Below are 21,246 nucleotides of genomic sequence, written 5' to 3' on the forward strand. Positions count from 1 at the left end.
CGTTCACCGCATGATTTGCGGGAGAACCCACGGCCAGCAAGCGAGGCCAAAGCCCGCGAGCCGGTTGGGTCATGTCCGGATTTCCTGATGCCACGGCCCGCCGGTTCACAGTCTGCAGCCACGCCTGTCCGCGCTTCAATCAACGACAGGACAAAGGACCATGAAACTGAACCATGCCAATCTCATTGCCACCGAAGTCGCGGCTCTTGCCGGCTTCTTCACCAGCCATTTCGGCTTCGAGCTTGTCGCCATGCGCGGCAAGGATGCCTTCGCGGTTCTACGCGGCACCGACGGTTTTTCCCTCAACCTGATGACACCAGGCAAGGGACAGGCCGCCAGCTATCCCGATGGTTTTCACGTCGGCTTCTTCGTCGGCAAACCGGACATTGTGCACGCAAAGCAGGCCGAGCTTGCCGATGCGGGCCTCGCGCCTGGCGAAGTCCAGGAGCTGACGCGAGGCGGCGTCAATTCGACCACCTTCTACTGCCTTGCGCCAGGCGGAATACTGATCGAGGTGAGTTCCTCGCCAGCCTGAAAGAAAGACCCCGGGCGAACGGGCCCGGGGTCCTTGAATGAATGCACTGGAGTCGTTTGCAGAGCCTACAGCTTGCCGTTCCGCTGCTGGACCATCATGAAGGTGTCGTAATTGTATTCGGCCACCTGCGCCCAGAGATAGTGCTCCTTGCGGAAGCCCTTGATCGATTCCCAGATCTTCTTGAACGGCGCGTTGGAGGCTTCCATTTCGGCATAGACCTCGTTGGCCTTCTCGAAGCAGGCGGCCATGATCTCCTGGCTGAACGGGCGCAGCTTCGCACCACCAGCCACCAGCCGCTTCACCGCTGCCGGGTTCAGATAATCGTACTTCTGCAGCATGTTGGCATCGGTAGCCTGGGCGGCAGTGCGCAGCAGCGATTTGTAAGCCGGCGAAAGCTCGTCGTATTTCGCCTTGTTGAACATCAGATGGACGGTCGGACCGCCTTCCCACCAGCCGGGGTAGTAGTAGTAGGGCGCGACCTTGTAGAAGCCGAGCTTCTCGTCGTCATACGGACCGACCCATTCGGCGGCGTCGATGGTGCCTTTTTCCAGCGCCGGATAGATGTCGCCGCCGGCGATCTGCTGCGGCACGACGCCGAGCTTCTGCACCACCTTGCCGGCAAAGCCGCCGATGCGCATCTTGAGGCCGGACAGATCGGCGACCGTGTTGATCTCCTTGCGGAACCAGCCACCCATCTGCACACCGGTGTTACCGCCCGGCAGGCCGAAAAGGCCCTGCGTGGCGAGAAACTCGTTGAACAGGTCGATGCCGCCGCCATGGTAGTGCCAGGCGTTCATGCCGCGCGCGTTGAGCGAAAAGGGAACCGCCGCACCGAGCGCCCATGTCGGGTCCTTGCCCCAGTAATAATATGCCACCGTGTGGCAGGCCTCGACCGTGCCGGCCGTGGTGGCGTCGGCGGCCTGCAGGCCGGGCACGAGTTCGCCGGCGGCAAAGACCTGGACCTGGAAGTTGCCATCGGTGGCTTCCGACAGCATTTTGGAGAACACCTCGGCGCCGCCATAGATGGTGTCGAGCGACTTCGGGAAGGACGACGCAAGCCGCCACGTCACCTTGGGATTGGACTGGGCTATTGCCGGCGCCGCGAGCGTGGCCGCCGCCGCCGCAGCACCGACGCCAGTAACACCAGCCTTGCGAATGAATGAACGACGATCCATGAAGTTCCTCCCTTTTGGACCAGACAGACCGACGTTCGGAAAATCCTCGCTTCCGTGTCGGTTGGCGCGAAACAATACACAGGCAAGAGGTCGAGTCCAGCGCGGCGGCCCGATTTGACGGCGAAGCCCAGCCGCCTTGCAACTATAGTCTAACAGGCTGTTTCGTGGCCCATGCGACACGTGAAACTTGTCATGGAAAAATGGCGGCGGATCGCCTATTTTGGAGGCAGGACATCCTTTGCAGATGGAAAACAGAGCCAAAATGCATCAGCCGCTCGTCGCCATATCGACCGACGTACGTCAGTTCGACAACTACACCTGGCATGCCGCCCCGCAGCAATATCTGGAGGCGGCGATTGCCGGTGCCGGCGTGTTTCCGGTGCTGGTGCCATCGTTCGGCGACAGGCTCGACTTCGACGAACTTCTCTCGTCGGTCGACGGGGTCATGGTCACCGGGTCGAAATCCAATGTGCACCCCTCGCTCTATGGCGGCGACGCCAGCGAGGCCAATGGCCCCTACGACCCGGCGCGCGACGCCACCACGCTCCCGCTGATTCGCAGGGCGATAGAGCGCGGCGTACCGCTGCTCGCCATCTGCCGCGGTATCCAGGAAATGAACGTGGCGCTCGGTGGCACGCTGGGCACCGAGATCCAGGAGCGCGAGGGTTCGTTCGACCACCGCGCGCCGGTGAGCGACAATCAGGATGAGCGCTTCGCCATCCACCAGACCATTTCGATCAAGCCGGGCAGCTGCCTGGCCGGCGTGTTCGGCGCCGGAGACATCAAGGTCAATTCGTTGCACCGCCAGGCGATCGACCGGCTGGGCTCGAAACTGCAGATCGAGGCGGTCGCCGGCGACGGCACGGTCGAGGCGGTTTCGGTGCGCGACTCCCGCGCCTTCGCCGTCGGCGTGCAATGGCATCCGGAATATTGGGTCAACTCGGACAGCAACTCGGTCAAGATTTTCCGTGCCTTCGGCGATGCCGTGCGGCTGCACGCCGTGGCGAAAGCCGGTGCGCGCGCCGCAGCGGAATAATCAGTCCCTAAAATCACCTGTCGCCGCCAGCGACAGCAATGGTGCGGCCGGCGCATAGGATTCGTAGCCGTCACCGTCAGCAACCGCGAAGGTGACGATCGGATCGACGCCATTGGCGCTGAAGGCGACCGTGCCGTCCTGTTCCTGGCGCCAAAACTTTGCCCGCTCGATGCCGGGCAAGAGCCGGCGGCAGTTCGGCCCCATCGTCAACAGCGACAGGTCATCCGAAACCGACGCACCGCGCGTGACCGCGCAGTTGCCTGTAGCTATTGGATGGTGCGACCGCATCGGCGGCACTTTCACCGCCGCCGTCGTGAAGCAGATGAAAGCTCCCAAACAGCGCGGCGGTAGCTGTCACGAGGGAAAGCGTTTTTATCATTCTTCATCCTCGAACACGGACAGGATGAAGAATGATTTCAGATGGTTAAGCGGACGTTAATAAGTGTGGCAACCTGCCGCCTGTCCGGACGGAAAGGCGCTTCACGCTTTTCCTGGAATAGCTTTGGCCTTCACATTCACAGTCTCCGGCACCGGCGTCAGCGGCCGCCGTTCGGTGAACCAGGAGACCAGATTGTCGACGCACAGATCCGCCATTGCGCGCCGTGTATGGTCCGAGGCCGAGCCGACATGCGGCAACAGCGAGGTGTTCGGTGCGTGGAGCAGCGCCTTGGGCACGTTCGGCTCGTCGGCAAAGACATCGAGCCCTGCGGCGGCGATGGTGCCATTGGCGAGCGCTGCCGCCAGCGCTGTCTCGTCGACCGTGCTGCCGCGGCCGATGTTGACGAAGACGCCGTTGGCGCCGAGCGCCGACAGGATTTCGGCATTGACCGCCTTCTCCGTCGAGGCGCCGCCGGGCGCCACCGAAATCAGCGTGTCGACCGCTTCGGCGAGGCCCTTCAATGTCGGGTGGTACTGGTAGCTCAAGCCTTCGACCCGGCGCCGATTGTGATAGGCGACCGACAGGCCAAAAGCTTCTAGCCGCCGGGCAACCGCTTGGCCGATGCGGCCCATGCCGAAAATACCGACCTTGCGGCCACGCAAGGTCAGCCGGCTCAGCGGATAGTTGCCCTTGCGCAGCCAGCTGCCGTCACGCAGCCAGGTCTCGGCGCGCGGCAGGTCGCGGATGGTGTTGATCAGCAGCCCGATGGTGGTGTCGGCAACCTCTTCGGTCAACACGTCGGGCGTGTTGGTGACCATGATGTTTTTGGCGGCCGCATATCCGACATCAACCGAATCATAGCCGACGCCGAAGGAGGCGATGAGTTCGAGATTGGGCAATGCATCCATCATCGCCGCATTGATGCCGGCGAACGAGGCAATGCCACGCACGTTGCTGCGCATCTCGTCGGTGACCAGCGCCGGATCGGCTCGTTCGATCTTGACTCGCTTGAAGGTGCTGTCGATGCGCTTGATGGCATGATCGTTGAAATCGCCCGGCACCAGAATGGCGACGGTCTGCAATTGCTCGGCCTTGGTCATGCACGCTCCACCGGCTTGCCGGTCGACTGGCGCACATGCAGTTCCGGCTTGATCAGTTCCTGCGACGGCCGCACCGTCTGCCCGTTCAACTTGTCCAGCAGCGCGCTGGCGGCGCGGCGTCCAACCTCGCGCTGGCCGTTCCAGACGGTGGTCAGCGCAGGCGTCGCAATTGCCGCCTCTTCGAGATCGTCATAGCCGGTGACCGAGATGTCGACGCCCGGCACCAGGCCGGCACGCGCGATGCCGTTCATCAGGCCGATGGCGACAAGGTCGTTCCAGCAGCAGGCGGCCGTCGGCTTGTCCTTCAGCGCCAGGAACTGCCCGGCGGCCTCGAAGCCGGCTTGCTTGGTGCGCGGGCCGGCGATGCGCCAGGACGGCCCGACCTCAAGCCCGGCCGCCTCCATGGCGTTGACATAGCCCTGGTAGCGATCGCGGCCGGTCGAGGTCTGGTCGGTGCCGCCGATCATGGCGATACGCTTGTGGCCGAGCGAGATCAGATGGTTGGTGGCGAGCCCGGTGCCATAGGCATCGTCGCCGCGAAAGACCGGCACATCGGCACCCTCGACCGTGCGTGCGATCAGCACCGCCGGCAGGCCGTTCTCCTCGGCCATCAGGATGTCGGAAGCCGGCGTGCCAATGGCCGGCGACATGATGACGCCGTCGGCGCCCAGTTGCAGCAGCGTATCGATGAAGGTGCGCTGCTTCTCGAGCTGGTCATAATGGTTGGACAGGATGAAGGTCTGGCGGCTGCGGTCGAGTTCGCTTTCGATCGAGCGCAGTATCTCGGCGAAGAACGGATTCATGATGTCGTGGACGACGACCCCGACAATGCCCGAACGCGAGGTGCGCAAGCTGGCGGCGCGCCGGTTATAGATATAGCCGATGGCGCGGGCATGTTCCTTGATGCGGTCGCGGGTGGTGCCGGCGACCAGCGGACTGTCGCGCAGCGCTAGTGACACCGTGGCCGTGGAGACGCCGAGCGCATCCGCGATCGTCGAAAGCTTGATTTTCTGTGCCAGCGACCTGTGCTCCCCGACCGGCTTCAGTCTCTATGCATGTCGTTGTCCCGAAACCGGTTCCCACATGCATTAAACAGTTTAAAGGCGGCGTTATGCCATCGATCGGCAGTAAATCAAAGTTTTTTTGCCAACGCCTCCGCTTCGACATCGGAGGCCGCTCGGCTCTGCAGCCGAAGCCTATGCTCGCGATGAACGATGTAGAGGCCGCTGGCGACGATGATCGCGGCGCCGACCAATGTCCAACGGTCGGGGAACTGCTTGAAGACGATCCAGCCGGAAATGATCATCCACACCATCTGCGAATAGGGATAGGGCGCCAATGCGGTGGTCGTCGCAAGCCGGTAGGCCTGGACCAGCAGCCAGTGGCCGACGCCGCCGAACACGCCAAGCATGAGCAGGACGAACCAGTGCCAGCCATCATGCGGCAGGGAAAACGAAAACGGCAGCAGGGGCAAAAGCAGCACCGCCGGCGCCAATGCCGAGAACAGGATCAGGCTTTCCGACGTCTCGCTCGCCGACATGCGGCGCGTCATGATGACGTAGAAGCAGTTCGACAGCATCGAGCCGAGCGCAAAGAGATGCCCGATGCCGAAAACGCCGACACCTGGCCGGGTGATGATCAGAACCCCGGCGAAAGCAGCCAGGATCGCCAGCCAGCGCCGCCAGCCGGCCCATTCGCCAAGCAGCGGGCCGGCAAGTGCGGTGATCACCATCGGCCCGAAGAAATAGATCGAGGTGGTTTCGGCCAGTTGCAGGGACCGTAGCGCCAGGATGTTGAACATGGTCGATCCGAACAGGAACAGACCGCGCAGAACATGGGCCGGCAGGTTGACCGGGCGAAACCGTACCGGTTGGCGCCAGCTGCGCAAAAGCGTGCCGACCAGCACCACATGCACGGCAAAGCGCACCCAGGCGACGACCAGTACGGATACGCCGGCCAGGACGAGATATTTGCTGCTGGTGTCGAGGAAGGTGAAGAAGATGTAGGTGGAAAGCATGCAGAGGATCGCCACCGGGGGCGTTGCGCTTTCTGGATGTCTTTGGGGAGCACTCACTTGCAGGCCGGATGGGAAGCTGGGCTGGAGCCCACCTTTGCGGGAAATGCCGCTTGCCGGCAAGCCAATTGTCGGCTGCCACCACGCCAAAGCCGGCTGGCACAACAACAGCACCCGGCAGGCTTAGTCTTTTGGAGCGAAGGTGCGTCGAAACCCCGATCAGGCCGGCATATTCAGCGCACCCTAGTCGTGCATGCGGGCGCCCTTGGTGATCTTGTCGACCACCTTCTTCTCGGCGCGAAGCGCCATACCGACCACCCTGTCGTCTTCAGGTGCGAATTCGGCAAAGACCGCGCGGTTGGCCGCGTCATGGCCGGTCGCGAACATCTCCTCGACATAGAGCGAGGTCGTCACGCCACGCTCCAGCGTGCGCCGGTGGATTGTGCCCAGTGTCGCCTGGTCGGCGGACAGCACGATGACCGGCTGGATCGACAGCGGATTGTAGAGATTGCCGGCGCGGTCGCGGTAGGGTTCGCCGATGATGTCCGGGAATTGGGCGACGATGCCGCTGGTCAGGAAGGCGGTGACGTTGAGTTTCTGCCAGACCGGCAGATCCTGCCTGAGCACGATTGCAAATTTCGTGTCGAACATGAGACATTGACCATTCGAGCTGTGCCCCAATACGAGGCTGAAGGAGAAGATGTCGCACGATCTAAACAGCAGGGCATTCGAGGGTCTTGGACGTTTGTGCGTTGACGAGGCGGAGAACTGCATCATCTCCGCCTCCGACCCTGCCGGCATGGAGCGGATCGAGGCGCGGTTCCATGGCAGCGCCTTCGACCTGCATCGCCACGATACCTATGCGATCGGAGTGACGCTGCACGGCGTACAGCGGTTTCGCTATCTCGGCGCGACGCACCACAGCCTGCCTGGCCAGATCATCGTGCTGCATCCCGACGAATTGCATGACGGTGGTGCCGGCACCGAGGACGGATTGCGCTACAGGATGCTCTACCTGGAACCGTCGTTGATGCTCGACTACCTTGGCGGCGCGTCTTTGCCCTTTGTCAGGGACGGCGTGCTGACGGACGATAGCTTCTGCACGACGCTGCTTTCGGCGCTGGGGCCGCTGGAGGAGGAACTCGACGAGCTGTTCGTTGCCGACTTCCTCGCCCAGTTGATGCAAAGCCTGACCCGGCATGCCGGCCAGCCGGCGAAGCCGATTGCCAGGACGGCATGGCGGGCGGCTACGCTGGCTCGCGACTATCTCACGGAGAATTTCGGCCGCCCCGTCAGCTCGGGCGAACTGGAGGCGATCACCGGGCTCGACCGCTATGCCCTGTCACGGCATTTCCGGGCCGCCTTCTGCACCAGCCCGCATCGCTTCCTGGTGATGCGCCGGCTTCAGAGCGCGCGGCGGATGATCGCCGCCGGCGAGCCCTTGGCGCAGATCGCCATCGAGGCCGGCTTCAGCGACCAAAGCCATTTTATCAGGCAATTCAAGAAGGCGTATGGCATGACACCGGGGCGCTGGTCATCGCTGATCCAAGGCGCTGCAACGGAGGCGGCTTGATTGTCGCGCCGGGACCAGGCGATCAGTCGTCCGTCTCGGCGTCGTCGTCGATCAACACCAATTCCTCATTCGAGAGGTTGGCCTCGATACGGGCAAGCAGCTTGAACAGTGCCTTCTGGTCCTTCTTGTCGAGGCCCTTCAGCGCCTGCTTTTCGGTCTTCTTCACCGATTTCTCGATAGCGTGGATGATGTCGCGGCCCGTGTCGGTAAGGAAAATATGGGCTTGGCGAGCATCGGCCGAGGAGGCGCGCTTTTCCAGAAAGCCCTGCGCCTGCAGGCGGTTGATGGTCTTGGTGATGGTTGGCGGGCGCACGCCGAGGCGTCCAGCGAGATTTCCCGGCGTCTGGCCGTCTTCACGGTCGAGCGCCAGCATGATCTGGTCCTGGCCGGCATAGAAGCCGTGTGCCAGAAGCCGCGCCGCGAGCGCGGTTCTTGCCAGCCTTGCCGCCGAATGCAGCCGGCTCATTGTTGCAGTCTTGTCCGCCTTGGCCATGGTCATCCCTCTTCGGCCGTACCGGTGCGGTCAGCATAGACGCAGCCGGCCGGTTGGCAATCGACAATCAAAAAGATTCCGGCGCTCCAAACAGCTTTGCCGGCAAGCATTGCGGTGTCCGCCGTGGCTAATGCCAGATGTTTATTTCAGTTAGATGACAAACGACTTTTCGCGAGCGGAGTTTTCGCCGCGGACCAGATGCATGAGGAATGTCGCTCAGCCGGGCTTCACCGCCACGATCATCAGCGCCTGATAGGCATCCTCCACCTCGTGCAGTGCGGCCCGCGACAGCGGTCCGGCCTGCCTGGCGATGCCGTCGCCGGCGTTCGAGGTGTCACGCTTGCCGGGCCTGTCGTTGTATGGCGCGACAGCGGTGAATATCTGGTCGCTGACGCTATCGGGGAAGAACAACTGCCCGGTCATCACCGAATTCTCGTCAGGGAAGACCTTGAAATGGATATGGGTGGTGCGGCCGTGATACCAGCCGGGATAGATGGTGGCGAAGGAAACGACGCCGCTTGCATCGGTCTTCTGCCAGCCACGCAGGAACGTCTGGCCCGACGTGTCGACATCACGGCCGTCACCTTGTCCCGGGTAGCCCGAATAGGCACCTTGCGCATCGCAATGCCAGATGTCGACGCGGGCGCCGGCAAGCGGGCGGCAGGTCGCGTCGACGACCTGCAGCCTTACGGTGAGGGCAACGCCCTTCTTGCCTTCAGTGACGTCGGCACGTTCGAGTTTCGGGTCGAAATAGAACGGCCCTTCGGTCACCTCGGGCGTGATGGCACAAACGCCGGCGCCGGATTGGAACAGGGTCAGCCCGGCATAGGACGAAGACTGGGCAGCGATTGCCGCGGCCGGCAGGACGGCACCACCGCCGGCAGTCACCGCGATCAAGCCGAGCGCCTTGCGCCGGCTCAATGAGATGGAGAATGGCTTTCCGGACATATCGTGCCTCTCGAATTGGCCCCCCGTCTCCTGATCTAGGCTGTGACGGCGGCTCCCGCCAATGAAAATTCGGCAATGCCGGCAAGCCGGTTTGGCCCATCGGTTTGCCTCGTGCAAAAGCCCGGCACACGTCCTATATGGAGCCAACAATCCCTTTTCGAGGCCTTTTTTCAAGGTCCAGATTTTTCGAGGCAAGTCATGAGCGACGCACAGACGCAGATCCCCGTAACCGTTCTCACCGGCTATCTCGGCGCCGGCAAGACGACACTGCTCAACCGCATCCTGTCGGAAAACCATGGCAAGCGCTACGCCGTCATCGTCAACGAGTTCGGCGAAATCGGCATCGACAACGAACTGATCGTCGAATCCGACGAGGAAATCTACGAGATGAACAATGGCTGCGTCTGCTGCACAGTGCGCGGCGACCTGATCCGCGTCGTCGAAGGCCTAATGCGCCGGCCCGGCCGTTTCGACGCCATCGTGGTCGAGACCACCGGCCTCGCCGATCCGGTGCCGGTGGCGCAGACCTTCTTCATGGACGACGATGTGCGCTCCAAGACCAGGCTCGACGCGGTGGTGGCGCTGGTCGATGCCAAGCATCTGCCGCTGCGGCTCAAGGATTCCAGGGAAGCCGAGGACCAGATCGCCTTCGCCGACGTCGTCGTGCTCAACAAGACCGACCTCGTCACCCCCGAAGAGCTCGCCAAGGTCGAAGCGACGATCCGTGCCATCAATCCGGCGGCGAAGATCCATCGCACGACGCGCGCCGGCGTCGCCCTATCGGAAGTGCTCGACCGCGGTGCCTTCGACCTTTCAAGGGCGCTGGAAAACGATCCGCATTTCCTCGAGGCGCATGACGATCACGACCATCACGACCATGACCATCATGATCATGACCATAATGGGCATGACCACCACCATCACGCGCATCCTTCCGACATCCATGACGTGACGGTGCAGTCCGTGTCGCTGCGCGGCGGCGAGATGGACCCGAAGAAATTCTTCCCGTGGATCGAGAAAATCACCCAGATGGAAGGCCCCAACATCCTGCGGCTGAAGGGCATCATCGCGCTCAAGGGCGATGACGAGCGCTACGTCATCCAGGGCGTGCACATGATCATCGAGGGTGATCACCAGCGCGCCTGGAAGGACGGCGAGAAGCATGAGAGCCGGCTGGTCTTCATCGGCCGCGAACTCGATGCCGAGCGGCTGAAGAAGAGTTTTGACGCCTGCCAGGCTGCCTGATTTCCCAATCAGTTTCTGGCGCTAGCGCTGGCCTTCCTTCTCCCCTTGTGGGAGAAGGTGGCCGAGCGAAGCTCGGTCGGATGAGGGGTGCTCCAGCTTCGCAAACCGCAATCCGTCCAGCACCCCTCAACCGTCTTGGCGCTGCGCGCCAATCCACCTTCTCCCACAAGGGGAGAAGGAAACGAGCGCGGTCGCCCGTGATTGAGACGGAAGAGGCGCAAACAGAAATCTCGAATGGAATAGTTGTAGATGCCCACCGTCGCCCCGCTTGATCTCGAAGGCCATTGCGTCGCCGCCGTCTTCCTCGGCGACGTGCCGCATTTCGCGCTGGCCGATGGTGCCGTCCATCGGCTCGACCATGGCCACAAGACCATTCAAGCCAATGACGGGCTGCTCGCCGCCTTCCACGATGCGGCCAATGACCGGCTGATCACCGGCGGCGAGGATGGCAAGATTTATTCTGTTACCGCGGGCGGCAGCTTCCAGGAACTGGCGAGCGGCGGGAAAAAATGGATCACCAGCGTCGCCGCCGGACCGCAGGGCGCCATCGCCTATGCCTCAGGCAAGACCGCCTTCGTGCGCTTCGCCGACGGCAAGACCAGGGAATTTACCCATCCGCGTTCGGTCGAGGGGTTGGCGTTCTCGCCCAAGGGCATGCGCTTCGGTGTTGCCCGATACAATGGCGCGACGCTGCATTTCCCGGCCACCGAAGGCAAGCCGGCGGAGCTCGAATGGGCCGGCGCCCATACCGGCATCACCTTCTCGCCCGACGGTGCGTTCCTAGTCACCACGATGCAGGAGAACGCCCTGCACGGCTGGAAGCTTGCCGACGGCAAACACATGCGTATGAGCGGCTATCCCGGCAAGGTCAAAAGCCTGTCATGGAGCGCGAAAGGCAAGTGGCTGGCGAGTTCCGGTGCGCCGGCGGCGATCGTCTGGCCGTTTTCAGGCAAGGACGGCCCGATGGGCAAGGCGCCCCTGGAACTCGGCACGCGTGGCAACGCCATGGTGACGGCAGTCGCCTGCCATCCGAGCCAGGATGTCGTCGCTGTCGGCTATGATGACGGCATGGTGATGGCGGTACGCTTTTCCGATGCCAAGGAAGTGCTATTGCGGCGACCGGGCAAGGGCGCCATCACCTCGATGATGTGGGACAAGGAAGAGCGCCGCGTCGTCTTCGGCAGTGCGGCCGGCGATTGCGGCGTCATCGACATCACGGCGTAAGGTGTGCTGAAATTCAGGTGAGGCCGGCCTGCAAACGACAGCTCTCTGCGCTTCCGGTGCTCACGGACCCGAACGTCCGCTCCGCTCCGGTTCTCGAAAGCCATCATTTTCGGCTCGGCCTGACCTGAATCTCAACACACCCTGGTCTGGGATCACTCGGCGCCGCAGGAAACCTTGCCGGTCAGATCGGTGGTCTTGCCATCGCCGTCCTTGTCGGCGGTGCTGTCATAGACGGCAAGCGTGTACTGCCCGTCATAGACACCTTCATCGCTGGCCTTGGTCAGGATCGTCAGTTCGACGGAACTGAAGGTCTGGGCCACCTCGTGCTCATGATAGATGTTCAGCCGCAGATCCTTGTCGTCGAGCCAGTACTGGGTGAGGTTGGCATCCTCGAACACGGTCTTGCGCAGATGGTCGTCAGCGGACCTTGCCTTGATTTCGAGGTCGCCGCGAAAGTTGAAAGTCGGGCCGCCCATGCCTCTGGTGACACCGGCGCCGACCTCGAATGCCACCGCCGCATCGTCGACGTTGCACCAGATGCCACCTGAGGCGCAGGCCATACTGGCCGACAAAAGCAGCCCCGTCGCGCAAATGATCGTCCGCATTTTTCCCCCCCGCACCCACAATTGCCCCTCATTGGCGCTGGTTTCGCCAGCAGCGTCAAGCGTTGCCACCAGCGGCTGAGCCAATGCAGGATAGACGCGCGGCCAATTGCGGTCGCGGACATGGATTGGCTATGAGAGACGACCAGAGGGGTTTTCATTTCATGCATAGCGGCAGTTCAAGGACGTCCATCGGCGGCATCGATCGCGATCGCATTGCCGACCTGCTGGAGATCGAGGCGGCAGCCTTCCGCAAGGCGCGGCCGAAATCACAGGCGAAGGTCGGTAATGGCCTGCCGGGCTTCTTCGGCGGCGTGCCGATGCACTGGATGAACGACTGGCCGACGCCGTTTCCGATCCTGGTCGACAGAGCCAGGGGCGCCACCATCACCGATATCGACGGTATCAGGCTCGACGATTTCTGTCTGGGCGACACCGGCTCGATGTTCGGCCATTCGCCGCCGCCGGTGGCGCGCGCCATTCGCCGCCAGGCCGGACGTGGCCTGACCTATATGCTACCCTCCGAAGACGCACTCGCCATCGGCCCGCTGCTGCAGCAGCATTTCGGCCTGCCGTTCTGGCAGATCGCGACGACGGCGACCGATGCCAACCGCTTTGCGTTGCGGGTCGCCCGCGCCGTTACCGGGCGCGAAAAGATCCTAGTCTTCAATGGCTGCTATCACGGCTCGGTCGACGAGACGATGGTGCGGCTGGTGGATGGTGTTCCTGTCAACCGGCCGGGACTGGCGGGCGAATTCCGCGACCTGACCCGCACGGCGAAGGTAATCGAGTTCAACGATGTCGCCGCACTGGAGGCAGCGCTTGGGGACAAGGATGTCGCCTGCGTCATCGCCGAGCCGGTACTGACTAATTCCTGCATGGTGCTGGCCGATCCGGGCTTCCAAGACGCGTTGCGCAGGTTGACGCGCGAAGCCGGTACGCTGCTGCTGATCGACGAGACGCACACCATCTCGACAGGCCTGGGCGGTTACACCAGGAAATACGGGCTGGACCCTGACTTCTTCGTGCTGGGCAAACCGATCGCCGGCGGTGTGCCCGCCAGTGTGTGGGGCATGAGCGACGGTGTCGCCTCGCGCTATGCGGCCTACAACAGGGAAAAGGAGCCGGGCTATTCCGGCATGGGCACGACGCTCTCGGCCAATCCGCTGCAGTTTGCGGCGATGCGCGCCACGCTCGAAGAGGTGATGACCGAAGAAAATTATGCCCGCATGGACCATCTGGCGCGGCGGCTCGACGCCGGGCTGACCGGCGTGATCGACCGCTACGGCCTGCCCTGGCATGTTGCCCGCGTCGGCGCCCGCGTCGAGTTCATCTGTGCACCCGGCCCGCTGCGGAATGGCGCCGAGGCCGAGACGGCGCATGCGCCGGAACTGGAAGCGGCCATCCATGTCGCGCTGGTCAATCGCGGCGTGCTGATCGCGCCCTTCCACAACATGATGCTGATCTCGCCGGCGACTACCGGTGCTCAGGTCAACCGGCTGATCACCGCCTTCGGCGCGGTTGCGGCAAAGCTTGCGGCATGAGACAAGCGGCTAACACATGGGCGCGCCAAAAAAAAGCCGGACAGATCATGACCTCACCTTCGGGCTCGACGCCCACCGAGGCGCAAGCCTTCCTCGAGGTTCATCCCGAGATCGAGGCGTTCGATATCGTGCTGACCGACGCCAATGGCGTCGGCCGCGGCAAGATCGTGCGCCGGCATGAGCTGAAAAGCATCTTCGAGGGCGGCCGGCACATGCCGATCTCGATCCTCGGCCTCGATATCACCGGCGAGGATGTGCACGAAACCGGGCTGATCTGGACGACCGGTGACGGCGACCTCAGGGCCTGGCCTATCCCCGGCACGCTGGTGCCGCTCTACGGCACAAACCCGCCGCGCGGCCAGCTGCTGATGGAGATGTATCACCTCGACGGCCAACCGATGTCGTCGGACCCTCGCCTGGCGCTGGCCCGGCAAGTGGAGATCCTGGCCGCCAAGGGTCTTCATCCCGCCGGCGCCTTCGAGCTGGAATTTTTTCTCCTGGCCAACGAGCGCGATGCCGACGGCAAGGTGCAGCCGGCGCGCGCCGTGCTCGACGGCCGCGTCTCGGGCAAGACGGAAGTCTATTCCGTCGATCACCTGCACGGCATGGAGCCGCTGTTCTCCGACATCTATGCGGCTGCCAAGGCACAAGGTATTCCGGCCGAGACGGTGATTTCCGAATATGCCCCTGGCCAGTACGAATTGACGCTGAATTACCGCAAGGACGTGATGCGGGCGGCAGACGACCTGGTCATGCTGAAGCGGCTGGTGCGGGCACAGGCGCGCCGACACGGGGTCACCGCTTGTTTCATGGCCAAGCCGATCGAAAAATATGCCGGCTCGGGCATGCATTTCCACGTCTCGCTGCAGGACAGAGCGGGCCGAAACGTCTTTGCCGAAGCCGGCGGCGAGAGCTGGTCGCTGCCGCTGCTGCGCGGCCTTGGCGGCCTGATCCAGACGATGGCCGAATCGATGCTGGTGTTTGCGCCGCATGCCAATTCCTGGCGGCGCTTCGTCTCGCAATCCTATGCGCCGGTGGCGCCGACCTGGGGCGTCAACAACCGCTCGGTGGCGCTGCGCGTGCCGGCCGGCGACGCGAAGAACCGGCGCATCGAGCACCGGCCGTCGGGCGTCGACGCCAACCCCTATCTGATCGCCGCTACAGTGCTCGCCGGCATCATCAAAGGTCTCGACGAAGGTCTCGATCCCGGCCCGGAAACCACCGGCAACGGCTATGAGGCAGCGGTGACGCGCACGACGATGCCGGTCGACTGGCGCGCCGCCATCGAGGCGGCGCGAGCATCCAGCTTTCTGAAAGGCGCGCTCGGCGAAGACCTGCACCGCACCTTCGTGGCGATCAAGCAGTCCGAGTACCTGCGCGTGGCGCGCACGGTGAGCGAACTGGATTATCACCTCTACCTGCACGAGGTCTGAGAGCCTTGCGATCAGGCGGCGATCACTTTTTCGCCGCCTGCATCAAATGAGGTGGCGCGCCCGCCTTCAAGAACATATCATGAACATATGTGCGCACTTACCGTCCGCGAAAAGCTAGCGATCCTGTCCGATGCCGCCAAGTACGACGCCTCCTGCGCCTCATCCGGTGCGGCGAAAAAGGATTCACTGAAATCCGGCGGGATCGGCTCCACCGAAGGCATGGGCATCTGCCATTCCTATGCGCCGGATGGGCGCTGCATTTCACTGCTGAAAATCCTGCTGACCAATTTCTGCATCTATGATTGCAGCTATTGCATCAACCGCTCGTCGTCGAATGTGCGGCGCGCCCGTTTCACCGTTGACGAGGTGGTGAAGCTGACCATGGATTTCTACCGGCGCAACTACATCGAGGGCCTTTTCCTGTCCTCAGGCGTCATCCGCTCGCCCGACGAGACGATGGGCGAGATGGTCGAGGTGGCGCGAAGGCTGCGGCTGGAAGAGAAGTTCTCCGGCTATATCCATTTGAAGACCATTCCGGAAAGTTCAGCAGAACTGGTCGAAAAAGCGGGCCTCTACGCCGACCGGTTGTCGATCAATGTCGAGCTGCCCACCGACGAAGGGGTGAAGAGACTGGCGCCGGAAAAGAAGCCGGAAACGATCCGGCTTTCCATGGCCAGGCTGCGCCAGAAGATGGAGGAAAAGGCCGAGCCGACGCTGAGGACCAAAAAGCGCGAACGCTTCGCGCCGGGTGGGCAGTCGACGCAGATGATCGTCGGCGCCGACAGCACCACCGATGACGGGATCCTTCATACCAGCGCGCGGCTCTATGGCAGTTACCATCTGCGGCGCGTCTATTATTCCGCGTTCAGCCCGATCCCGGATTCGTCGTCGTCCCTGCCCTTGCAGAAACCGCCGCTGATGCGCGAACACCGGCTCTACCAAGCCGACTGGCTGATGCGGTTTTACGGATTTTCGCAGCCGGAGATCCTGGCCGGCAGCAGCGACGGCATGCTCGACCTCGCCATCGATCCGAAACTGGCGTGGGCGCTGCGCAACCGGGGACGGTTCCCCGTGGATATCAACCGCGCTGATCGAGAGGCATTGTTGCGCGTGCCCGGTCTCGGCACCAAGGTGATCGCCAAAATCCTGGAGACCCGACGTCACCGGCGGCTGCGGCTGGAAGATATCGGCCGTCTCTGCCAGTCGATCGCCAAGCTCAGGCCATTCATCGTCGCCGAAGGCTGGTCGCCGGGCGCGCTCACCGACAAAGCCGGTTTGCGCGGCAAGATCGTGCGTTCCTGCGAACAACTGTCCCTGTTTTGACCATGCGACCGGCACAGCTCGATCTTGCCAGATATACGGTGCGGCTCGACGCGGAGACCGACTTTTCCGGCTGGCGCGACGCGGCACGCCGGCTGGCCCTGAATAAAGTCCGGCCCGATGACATCAGCTGGCATGTCGAGCCGGGCTCCAATCAAACCGATTTGCCGGACGTGCCTGCGGGCGTGCAACTGGTGGTGCCGCGCGACTTCGTCGAGCATGCCGAAATCGCCTTCTGCTATTCAGACCCCGGCAGGTTCGCTTTTCTCTACCGGTTGCTCTGGCGGCTGCGCACAGAGCCGAAGCTGCTGTCGATTGCATCGGATCCAGACATCAGGCGTCTTGAAACCATGGAGAAGGCGGTGCGGCGCGACATCCACAAGATGCGCGCCTTCGTACGCTTCCGGAAGATCGGCGACGGTGACGAGGAGCGCTATGTCGCCTGGTTCGAGCCGGATCATTTCATCGTCGAGCGCAACTCGGCTTTCTTCGTCAGGCGCTTCACCGGCATGCGCTGGACCATTTTGACGCCGCATGCCTCCGCCGACTGGGATGGCGACAGGCTGGCGATCGGGCCCGGCGCCGTCAAGGGCGATGCGCCGGCGCAGGACGATACCGAAGCCCTGTGGCGCACCTATTTCGAGAGCATCTTCAACCCGGCGCGGCTGAAGGTGAAAGCCATGCAGAAGGAGATGCCGAAGAAATATTGGCGGAACCTTCCCGAGGCCTCGCTCATTCCGGATCTGATCGCAGGAGCGGACAAGGCCGCCAAGGACATGATTGCCAGAATGCCGACGACACCCGCGCCGTACCACGCTAGGCTGCAGGCAAAGCATTGGCCGAAGAATGAGCCGGCTGAGGCCCTGGAAGATCAGGCCGCCAACACCATTTCCGAATTGCGAGAGGCAGCAAAAGGTTGCCGGCGCTGCCCGCTTTGGCGCGACGCCACGCAGACCGTGTTCGGCGAAGGGCCTGACGGGGCCAAGGTGATTTTCGTCGGCGAACAGCCCGGCGATCAGGAGGATCTGGCCGGCAAACCTTTCGTCGGCCCGGCGGGCAAGGTGTTCGATGCCATCCTCGACGACGCGGAGGTTGATCGCCAGAAGGTCTACGTCACCAATGCAGTCAAGCACTTCAAGTTCGAGCCGCGCGGCAAGCGGCGCATCCATTCCAAACCGAATGCCGGCGAGGTTCAAGCCTGCCGCTGGTGGATCGACAAGGAGTTCGAGCTGATCAAGCCGAATCTGGCCGTGGCACTCGGCGCAACGGCGGCCTTGTCGCTGCTGGGCAAGGCGATCCCGGTGACAAAAATGCGCGGCCAGGTGATCGAACGCGAGGACGGCTTGCGTGTCTTCATCACCATCCACCCCTCCTTTATCCTGCGCATCCAAGAGCCCGCGGACAAGGAAGCTGAACGCCAGCGGTTCCTGCAAGACATGAAGCAGGTGAAGCGGCTGATGGCCGCTTGAGGTTACCGGATCAGAATTGCCCGCAGGTCGTTGACATTCGTGCCAGTCGGGCCGGGTACGAATAGATCGCCTATCGCATTGAAGGCCGTCCAGGCATTGTTGCCCGCAAGCATCGCCTTGGCGTCGACGCCCGCCGCCCTCATGCGCGACACGGTCGAACTATCGGCGAAAGCGCCGGCATTGTCTTCCGAACCGTCGATGCCGTCGGTGTCGGCGGCGAGCGCGTGGATGCCGTCCACGCCGTTGATGCCGATGGCGAAGGCGAGCAGGAATTCCGAATTGCGGCCGCCCTTGCCTTTTGCGCGCAAGGTCACGGTCGTCTCGCCGCCGGACAGGATCAGCACTGGCTTTGCGAATGGCCGGTTGCGCGTCGCCACTTCGCGCGCGATGGCGGCATGGACGCCGCCGACCTCACGTGCCTCGCCTTCGATGGCATCGGAAAGGATGACGGCTTCGATGCCTTGCCGTTTCGCCTCAGTGGCCGCTGCTTCGAGCGAGACGCCGGCCGAGGCAATCAGATGCACCTCGTTGCGTGAAAAGTAGGGATCATTGGGGTTTGGTGCATCGGCGGCAGGCGTGCTGATATGCGCCATCACCGCTGCCGGCAGTTTCATCCCATAGGCTGCAATCGACGCCATCGCGTCTTGACGGCTGCCGGTATCCGGCACGGTCGGACCGGAGGCAACCAGGGCAGGATTGTCGCCGGGAATGTCGGAAACGACCAGGGACACCACCTTGGCCGGCCAGGCGGCGGCAGCCAGCCGTCCACCCTTGATGGTGGAAAGATGTTTGCGGATGGTGTTCATCGCTGCGATCGGCGCACCAGACGCGAGCAGCGCCTCGTTGACGGCAATCTCGTCGGCCAGCGTCAGGCTGCCGGCGGGCGATGGCAAAAGCGCCGAACCACCGCCGGAAATCAGCGCCACGACCAGATCATCCGCTGTCAGCCCTTGGACCTTGGCGAGTAGGCGTTGCGAGGCTTCCAGGCCCGCGGCGTCCGGCACCGGATGCGCCGCCTCGATGATCTCGATGCGCTCGCATGTCGCGCCATAACCGTAGCGGGTGACGACCAGCCCCTCGATCGGCCCGTCCCAGACCTTCTCAAAGGCCGCCGCCATCTGCGCGGAGCCTTTTCCCGCGCCAATGACGATGGTGCGGCCCTTGGGCTTCGCCGGCAAATGATCCCGGATGGTTCGCTCCGGATCGGCGGCGGCGACGGCGGCGTTGAAGATGGAGGTGAGGAACGTCTTGGGGTCGCTCATTGTTCTTCCGGGGGCAGTGCCAGACCGCGCTTGTCGATGCCCAAATGATCGCAAAGTGCCTCGACGACGACGCCGTGATCCTGGCGCTCCGGCAGGCCGGAAACGGCGATCACACCGATGACGCCGGCGCCCTTGACCGTGACCGGGAAACCACCTCCGGCCAGCACATAATCAGCAATATCCAGCCCTTCGCCGATCTTGAAGGTGCGATCGGGGCGCTGTTGTTCCAGCACCATGCGGTAGGTGCTTTTCAGGAACCGCTTGACCACATTGATCTTGCGCCGCGCCCAGTCGGGATTGGAGGCGTTCGAACCTGGCATCGCGGCATAAAACAGTGGGCGGTCGAAAGTCCTGATGTCGACGATAACAGGCAGGTTCTCGGCCAAGGCTCGATCACGGATGACCGAGCCGATCTTGAAGGCCACGGCCTCATCGAAGGCGGGAAAGACAAGAACGTCTTCCTGTCTCTTGATCAGAGCGATGTCTTCGGCAACGGCCATGTCGTTCCCCTGTCAACTTCGCCGCACGCTTTGACCGATGGCTGCCGCCGGGTCAAGCAAGGAAACACATCGGAGGGTGCCTAAATCGCCATGTCGGATTTGGCGGCCCGCCCGGCCACATAGACCTCGCGCACGGCGCGATCGTCGCCCAGCGTCTGCAAGAGAAACAATTCCTGTGCCAGCGTCTCGACCGTTTCCATCCTGAGCCGCATCGCCGGGGTAGCCCTGGCATCGAGCACGACGATGTCGGCGTCGCTGCCTTCATCCAGCGTGCCGATCTTTTCCGCCACCGATAGCGCTTCGGCATTGCCGCGCGTCATCTGCCAGAAGGACTGGAAGGGATTGAGCTTCTCGCCGTTCAGCGCGATCACCTTGTAGCCTTCGTCCATGGTGCGCAGCATGGAATAGTTCGTGCCGCCGCCGACATCCGTGGCGGCGGCGATCCTGACCGGCTTACCGCGGCGGCGAAAACGCTGATAGTCGAACAGGCCGGAGCCGAGGAACAGGTTCGAGGTCGGGCAGAACACGGCTACCGAGCCGCTGTCCGACAGCGCATCCGCCTCACGCTCCGACAGATGGATGCAATGGCCGAACAGGCTCTTTGTCCCCAACAGCCCAAAGTGCTCGTAAACGTCGGTGTAGTCGCGCGACCACGGATAGAGTTCCTGGGTGAAGGCGATTTCGGCGTGGTTTTCCGACAGGTGCGTCTGCATGTGCAGGTCGGGGTACTCCCGGCACAGCGCGCCGGCCATCTCCATCTGTTCCGGTGACGAGGTGATGGCAAAGCGCGGTGTGATCGCATAGTGCTGGCGGCCCTTGCCGTGCCATTGCGCGATCAGGGCCTTGCTGTCGTCGTAGCCGGATTGCGGCGTGTCGAGCACGCCGTCGGGCGCATTGCGGTCCATCATCACCTTGCCGGCGATATTGAGCATGTTGCGGTCATGCGATTCGGCAAAGAAGGCCTCGGCTGACGCCTTGTGCACCGAGCAGTAGGCGGCCACCGTCGTGGTGCCGTGGCGCACCATCTCGTCGAGGAACAGCCGTGCGACGCGCCGGCCATGCTGCGCATTGGCGAATTTCGTCTCTTCCGGGAAGGTATAGGTGTTCAACCAGTCGAGCAGTTCGGCGCCATAGGAGGCGATGATTTGCATCTGCGGGAAATGCACATGCGCGTCGATGAAGCCCGGCAGCAGCAGATGCGGCCGATAGTCGATCTTTCTCGCTGCTTCGCCTGCCTGTTTCTCGACGTCTGCATAGGCACCGGCGGCGACGATCCGGCCGTCGCGGATCAGCAGGCCACCATCCTCCTCGTAGCGCCAGGCAGTATGGTCATCGATGGTTTGCGGCCAGCGCACGAAGGACAGCGTGCGGCCGCGCAGAAGTGTCGAGGTCAT

The 21,246-nt window shown here is 62.9% G+C and carries 21 protein-coding genes; 9 read left to right on the forward strand and 12 right to left on the reverse strand.

Going from position 1 to position 21,246, the window contains the following annotated elements:
* The first annotated feature begins 160 nt into the window (after positions 1 to 160).
* Positions 161 to 535, forward strand: a complete 375-nt coding sequence (locus CGZ66_RS07280; protein ID WP_095082983.1) for a VOC family protein — start codon at positions 161 to 163, stop codon at positions 533 to 535.
* A gap of 65 nt (positions 536 to 600) precedes the next feature.
* Here the strand turns inward: CGZ66_RS07280 and CGZ66_RS07285 are convergent, their stop codons facing one another.
* A complete protein-coding gene (locus CGZ66_RS07285) occupies positions 601 to 1,710 on the reverse strand; it encodes a TRAP transporter substrate-binding protein (RefSeq protein ID WP_095082985.1) in 1,110 nt (369 codons plus the stop codon).
* 262 nt (positions 1,711 to 1,972) lie between these two features.
* On the opposite strand from CGZ66_RS07285, the gene CGZ66_RS07290 reads away from it, so the two are divergent.
* Positions 1,973 to 2,746: a gamma-glutamyl-gamma-aminobutyrate hydrolase family protein gene (locus tag CGZ66_RS07290; RefSeq protein ID WP_095084310.1), complete on the forward strand. Its 774-nt coding sequence runs from the start codon at positions 1,973 to 1,975 to the stop codon at positions 2,744 to 2,746.
* Here the strand turns inward: CGZ66_RS07290 and CGZ66_RS07295 are convergent, their stop codons facing one another.
* The 5 genes from CGZ66_RS07295 to CGZ66_RS07315 form a co-directional block, all read right to left on the reverse strand.
* Positions 2,747 to 3,043 (reverse strand): hypothetical protein, encoded by a 297-nt coding sequence (locus CGZ66_RS07295; protein WP_425352269.1) that lies wholly within the window; start codon positions 3,041 to 3,043, stop codon positions 2,747 to 2,749.
* Between the two features lie 183 nt (positions 3,044 to 3,226).
* The gene (locus tag CGZ66_RS07300; RefSeq protein ID WP_095082987.1) at positions 3,227 to 4,225 is read right to left on the reverse strand and encodes a 2-hydroxyacid dehydrogenase; all 999 of its coding nucleotides are present in this window, start codon (positions 4,223 to 4,225) and stop codon (positions 3,227 to 3,229) included.
* On the reverse strand, positions 4,222 to 5,244 hold the full coding sequence (locus CGZ66_RS07305; protein ID WP_095082989.1) for a LacI family DNA-binding transcriptional regulator: 1,023 nt from the start codon (positions 5,242 to 5,244) through the stop codon (positions 4,222 to 4,224). Before CGZ66_RS07305 ends, CGZ66_RS07300 begins: the two co-directional genes overlap by 4 nt.
* Before the next feature lie 113 nt (positions 5,245 to 5,357).
* Complete coding sequence (locus CGZ66_RS07310; RefSeq protein WP_167392024.1) at positions 5,358 to 6,242, reverse strand: DMT family transporter; 885 nt, start codon at positions 6,240 to 6,242, stop codon at positions 5,358 to 5,360.
* A gap of 240 nt (positions 6,243 to 6,482) precedes the next feature.
* Positions 6,483 to 6,890: a DUF2000 family protein gene (locus tag CGZ66_RS07315; RefSeq protein ID WP_095082993.1), complete on the reverse strand. Its 408-nt coding sequence runs from the start codon at positions 6,888 to 6,890 to the stop codon at positions 6,483 to 6,485.
* Between the two features lie 49 nt (positions 6,891 to 6,939).
* On the opposite strand from CGZ66_RS07315, the gene CGZ66_RS07320 reads away from it, so the two are divergent.
* Positions 6,940 to 7,812, forward strand: a complete 873-nt coding sequence (locus CGZ66_RS07320; protein ID WP_095082995.1) for an AraC family transcriptional regulator — start codon at positions 6,940 to 6,942, stop codon at positions 7,810 to 7,812.
* A 22-nt stretch (positions 7,813 to 7,834) separates the two neighbouring features.
* On the opposite strand, the gene CGZ66_RS07325 is transcribed toward CGZ66_RS07320, so the two are convergent.
* Both CGZ66_RS07325 and CGZ66_RS07330 read right to left on the reverse strand, forming a co-directional pair.
* Entirely contained in the window at positions 7,835 to 8,305 is a 471-nt protein-coding gene (locus tag CGZ66_RS07325; RefSeq protein WP_095084311.1) for a MarR family winged helix-turn-helix transcriptional regulator, read from the reverse strand.
* 216 nt (positions 8,306 to 8,521) lie between these two features.
* Positions 8,522 to 9,253 carry an intradiol ring-cleavage dioxygenase gene (locus CGZ66_RS07330; protein WP_095082997.1) on the reverse strand — a complete coding sequence of 244 codons (732 nt, stop codon included), beginning with the start codon at positions 9,251 to 9,253 and terminating at the stop codon, positions 8,522 to 8,524.
* 198 nt (positions 9,254 to 9,451) lie between these two features.
* Between CGZ66_RS07330 and CGZ66_RS07335 the strand changes: the two genes are divergently transcribed.
* Positions 9,452 to 10,498, forward strand: coding sequence for a CobW family GTP-binding protein (locus CGZ66_RS07335; RefSeq protein WP_095082999.1), 1,047 nt, complete (start codon positions 9,452 to 9,454; stop codon positions 10,496 to 10,498).
* Between the two features lie 249 nt (positions 10,499 to 10,747).
* Complete coding sequence (locus CGZ66_RS07340) at positions 10,748 to 11,722, forward strand: WD40 repeat domain-containing protein (protein WP_095083001.1); 975 nt, start codon at positions 10,748 to 10,750, stop codon at positions 11,720 to 11,722.
* Positions 11,723 to 11,874: 152 nt separating this feature from the next.
* Here the strand turns inward: CGZ66_RS07340 and CGZ66_RS07345 are convergent, their stop codons facing one another.
* Positions 11,875 to 12,327: a hypothetical protein gene (locus CGZ66_RS07345; protein WP_095083003.1), complete on the reverse strand. Its 453-nt coding sequence runs from the start codon at positions 12,325 to 12,327 to the stop codon at positions 11,875 to 11,877.
* 161 nt (positions 12,328 to 12,488) lie between these two features.
* Here CGZ66_RS07345 and CGZ66_RS07350 point away from each other — a divergent pair, with 161 nt between their 5' ends.
* The 4 genes from CGZ66_RS07350 to CGZ66_RS07365 all read left to right on the forward strand — a co-directional run bounded on the left by CGZ66_RS07350 (position 12,489) and on the right by CGZ66_RS07365 (position 18,090).
* Positions 12,489 to 13,868 carry an aspartate aminotransferase family protein gene (locus CGZ66_RS07350; protein ID WP_095083005.1) on the forward strand — a complete coding sequence of 460 codons (1,380 nt, stop codon included), beginning with the start codon at positions 12,489 to 12,491 and terminating at the stop codon, positions 13,866 to 13,868.
* A 47-nt stretch (positions 13,869 to 13,915) separates the two neighbouring features.
* Positions 13,916 to 15,301 (forward strand): glutamine synthetase family protein, encoded by a 1,386-nt coding sequence (locus CGZ66_RS07355; protein ID WP_095084312.1) that lies wholly within the window; start codon positions 13,916 to 13,918, stop codon positions 15,299 to 15,301.
* A gap of 87 nt (positions 15,302 to 15,388) precedes the next feature.
* Positions 15,389 to 16,624, forward strand: coding sequence for a putative DNA modification/repair radical SAM protein (locus CGZ66_RS07360; RefSeq protein ID WP_095083007.1), 1,236 nt, complete (start codon positions 15,389 to 15,391; stop codon positions 16,622 to 16,624).
* A 2-nt stretch (positions 16,625 to 16,626) separates the two neighbouring features.
* A complete protein-coding gene (locus tag CGZ66_RS07365; protein ID WP_095083009.1) occupies positions 16,627 to 18,090 on the forward strand; it encodes a UdgX family uracil-DNA binding protein in 1,464 nt (487 codons plus the stop codon).
* 2 nt (positions 18,091 to 18,092) lie between these two features.
* On the opposite strand, the gene CGZ66_RS07370 is transcribed toward CGZ66_RS07365, so the two are convergent.
* From CGZ66_RS07370 to guaD, 3 genes are all read right to left on the reverse strand, one after another.
* Positions 18,093 to 19,352, reverse strand: coding sequence for a glycerate kinase type-2 family protein (locus CGZ66_RS07370; RefSeq protein ID WP_095083011.1), 1,260 nt, complete (start codon positions 19,350 to 19,352; stop codon positions 18,093 to 18,095).
* Complete coding sequence (locus CGZ66_RS07375) at positions 19,349 to 19,852, reverse strand: heme-degrading domain-containing protein (protein WP_095083013.1); 504 nt, start codon at positions 19,850 to 19,852, stop codon at positions 19,349 to 19,351. The genes CGZ66_RS07370 and CGZ66_RS07375 overlap by 4 nt, the downstream gene beginning before the upstream one ends.
* An 80-nt stretch (positions 19,853 to 19,932) precedes the next feature.
* On the reverse strand, positions 19,933 to 21,246 hold the full coding sequence (gene guaD / locus CGZ66_RS07380) for a guanine deaminase (RefSeq protein WP_095083015.1): 1,314 nt from the start codon (positions 21,244 to 21,246) through the stop codon (positions 19,933 to 19,935).

This window comes from Mesorhizobium sophorae (assembly GCF_002270415.1).
GTDB classification, from domain to species: Bacteria; Pseudomonadota; Alphaproteobacteria; order Rhizobiales; family Rhizobiaceae; genus Mesorhizobium; species Mesorhizobium sophorae.

Excerpts from the sequence above, each read along its gene's own strand:
- CGZ66_RS07285 (WP_095082985.1), bottom strand. The coding sequence starts at position 1,710 with ATGGATCGTCGTTCATTCATTCGCAAGGCTGGTGTTACTGGCGTCGGT.
- CGZ66_RS07290 (WP_095084310.1), top strand. The coding sequence starts at position 1,973 with ATGCATCAGCCGCTCGTCGCCATATCGACCGACGTACGTCAGTTCGAC.
- CGZ66_RS07355 (WP_095084312.1), top strand. The coding sequence starts at position 13,916 with ATGACCTCACCTTCGGGCTCGACGCCCACCGAGGCGCAAGCCTTCCTC.
- guaD (WP_095083015.1), bottom strand. The coding sequence starts at position 21,246 with ATGACCTCGACACTTCTGCGCGGCCGCACGCTGTCCTTCGTGCGCTGG.
- CGZ66_RS07370 (WP_095083011.1), bottom strand. The coding sequence starts at position 19,352 with ATGAGCGACCCCAAGACGTTCCTCACCTCCATCTTCAACGCCGCCGTC.
- CGZ66_RS07360 (WP_095083007.1), top strand. The coding sequence starts at position 15,389 with ATGTGCGCACTTACCGTCCGCGAAAAGCTAGCGATCCTGTCCGATGCC.
- CGZ66_RS07310 (WP_167392024.1), bottom strand. The coding sequence starts at position 6,242 with ATGCTTTCCACCTACATCTTCTTCACCTTCCTCGACACCAGCAGCAAA.
- CGZ66_RS07330 (WP_095082997.1), bottom strand. The coding sequence starts at position 9,253 with ATGTCCGGAAAGCCATTCTCCATCTCATTGAGCCGGCGCAAGGCGCTC.
- CGZ66_RS07320 (WP_095082995.1), top strand. The coding sequence starts at position 6,940 with ATGTCGCACGATCTAAACAGCAGGGCATTCGAGGGTCTTGGACGTTTG.
- CGZ66_RS07345 (WP_095083003.1), bottom strand. The coding sequence starts at position 12,327 with ATGCGGACGATCATTTGCGCGACGGGGCTGCTTTTGTCGGCCAGTATG.
- CGZ66_RS07340 (WP_095083001.1), top strand. The coding sequence starts at position 10,748 with ATGCCCACCGTCGCCCCGCTTGATCTCGAAGGCCATTGCGTCGCCGCC.
- CGZ66_RS07280 (WP_095082983.1), top strand. The coding sequence starts at position 161 with ATGAAACTGAACCATGCCAATCTCATTGCCACCGAAGTCGCGGCTCTT.
- CGZ66_RS07365 (WP_095083009.1), top strand. The coding sequence starts at position 16,627 with ATGCGACCGGCACAGCTCGATCTTGCCAGATATACGGTGCGGCTCGAC.
- CGZ66_RS07375 (WP_095083013.1), bottom strand. The coding sequence starts at position 19,852 with ATGGCCGTTGCCGAAGACATCGCTCTGATCAAGAGACAGGAAGACGTT.
- CGZ66_RS07300 (WP_095082987.1), bottom strand. The coding sequence starts at position 4,225 with ATGACCAAGGCCGAGCAATTGCAGACCGTCGCCATTCTGGTGCCGGGC.
- CGZ66_RS07335 (WP_095082999.1), top strand. The coding sequence starts at position 9,452 with ATGAGCGACGCACAGACGCAGATCCCCGTAACCGTTCTCACCGGCTAT.
- CGZ66_RS07315 (WP_095082993.1), bottom strand. The coding sequence starts at position 6,890 with ATGTTCGACACGAAATTTGCAATCGTGCTCAGGCAGGATCTGCCGGTC.
- CGZ66_RS07325 (WP_095084311.1), bottom strand. The coding sequence starts at position 8,305 with ATGGCCAAGGCGGACAAGACTGCAACAATGAGCCGGCTGCATTCGGCG.
- CGZ66_RS07350 (WP_095083005.1), top strand. The coding sequence starts at position 12,489 with ATGCATAGCGGCAGTTCAAGGACGTCCATCGGCGGCATCGATCGCGAT.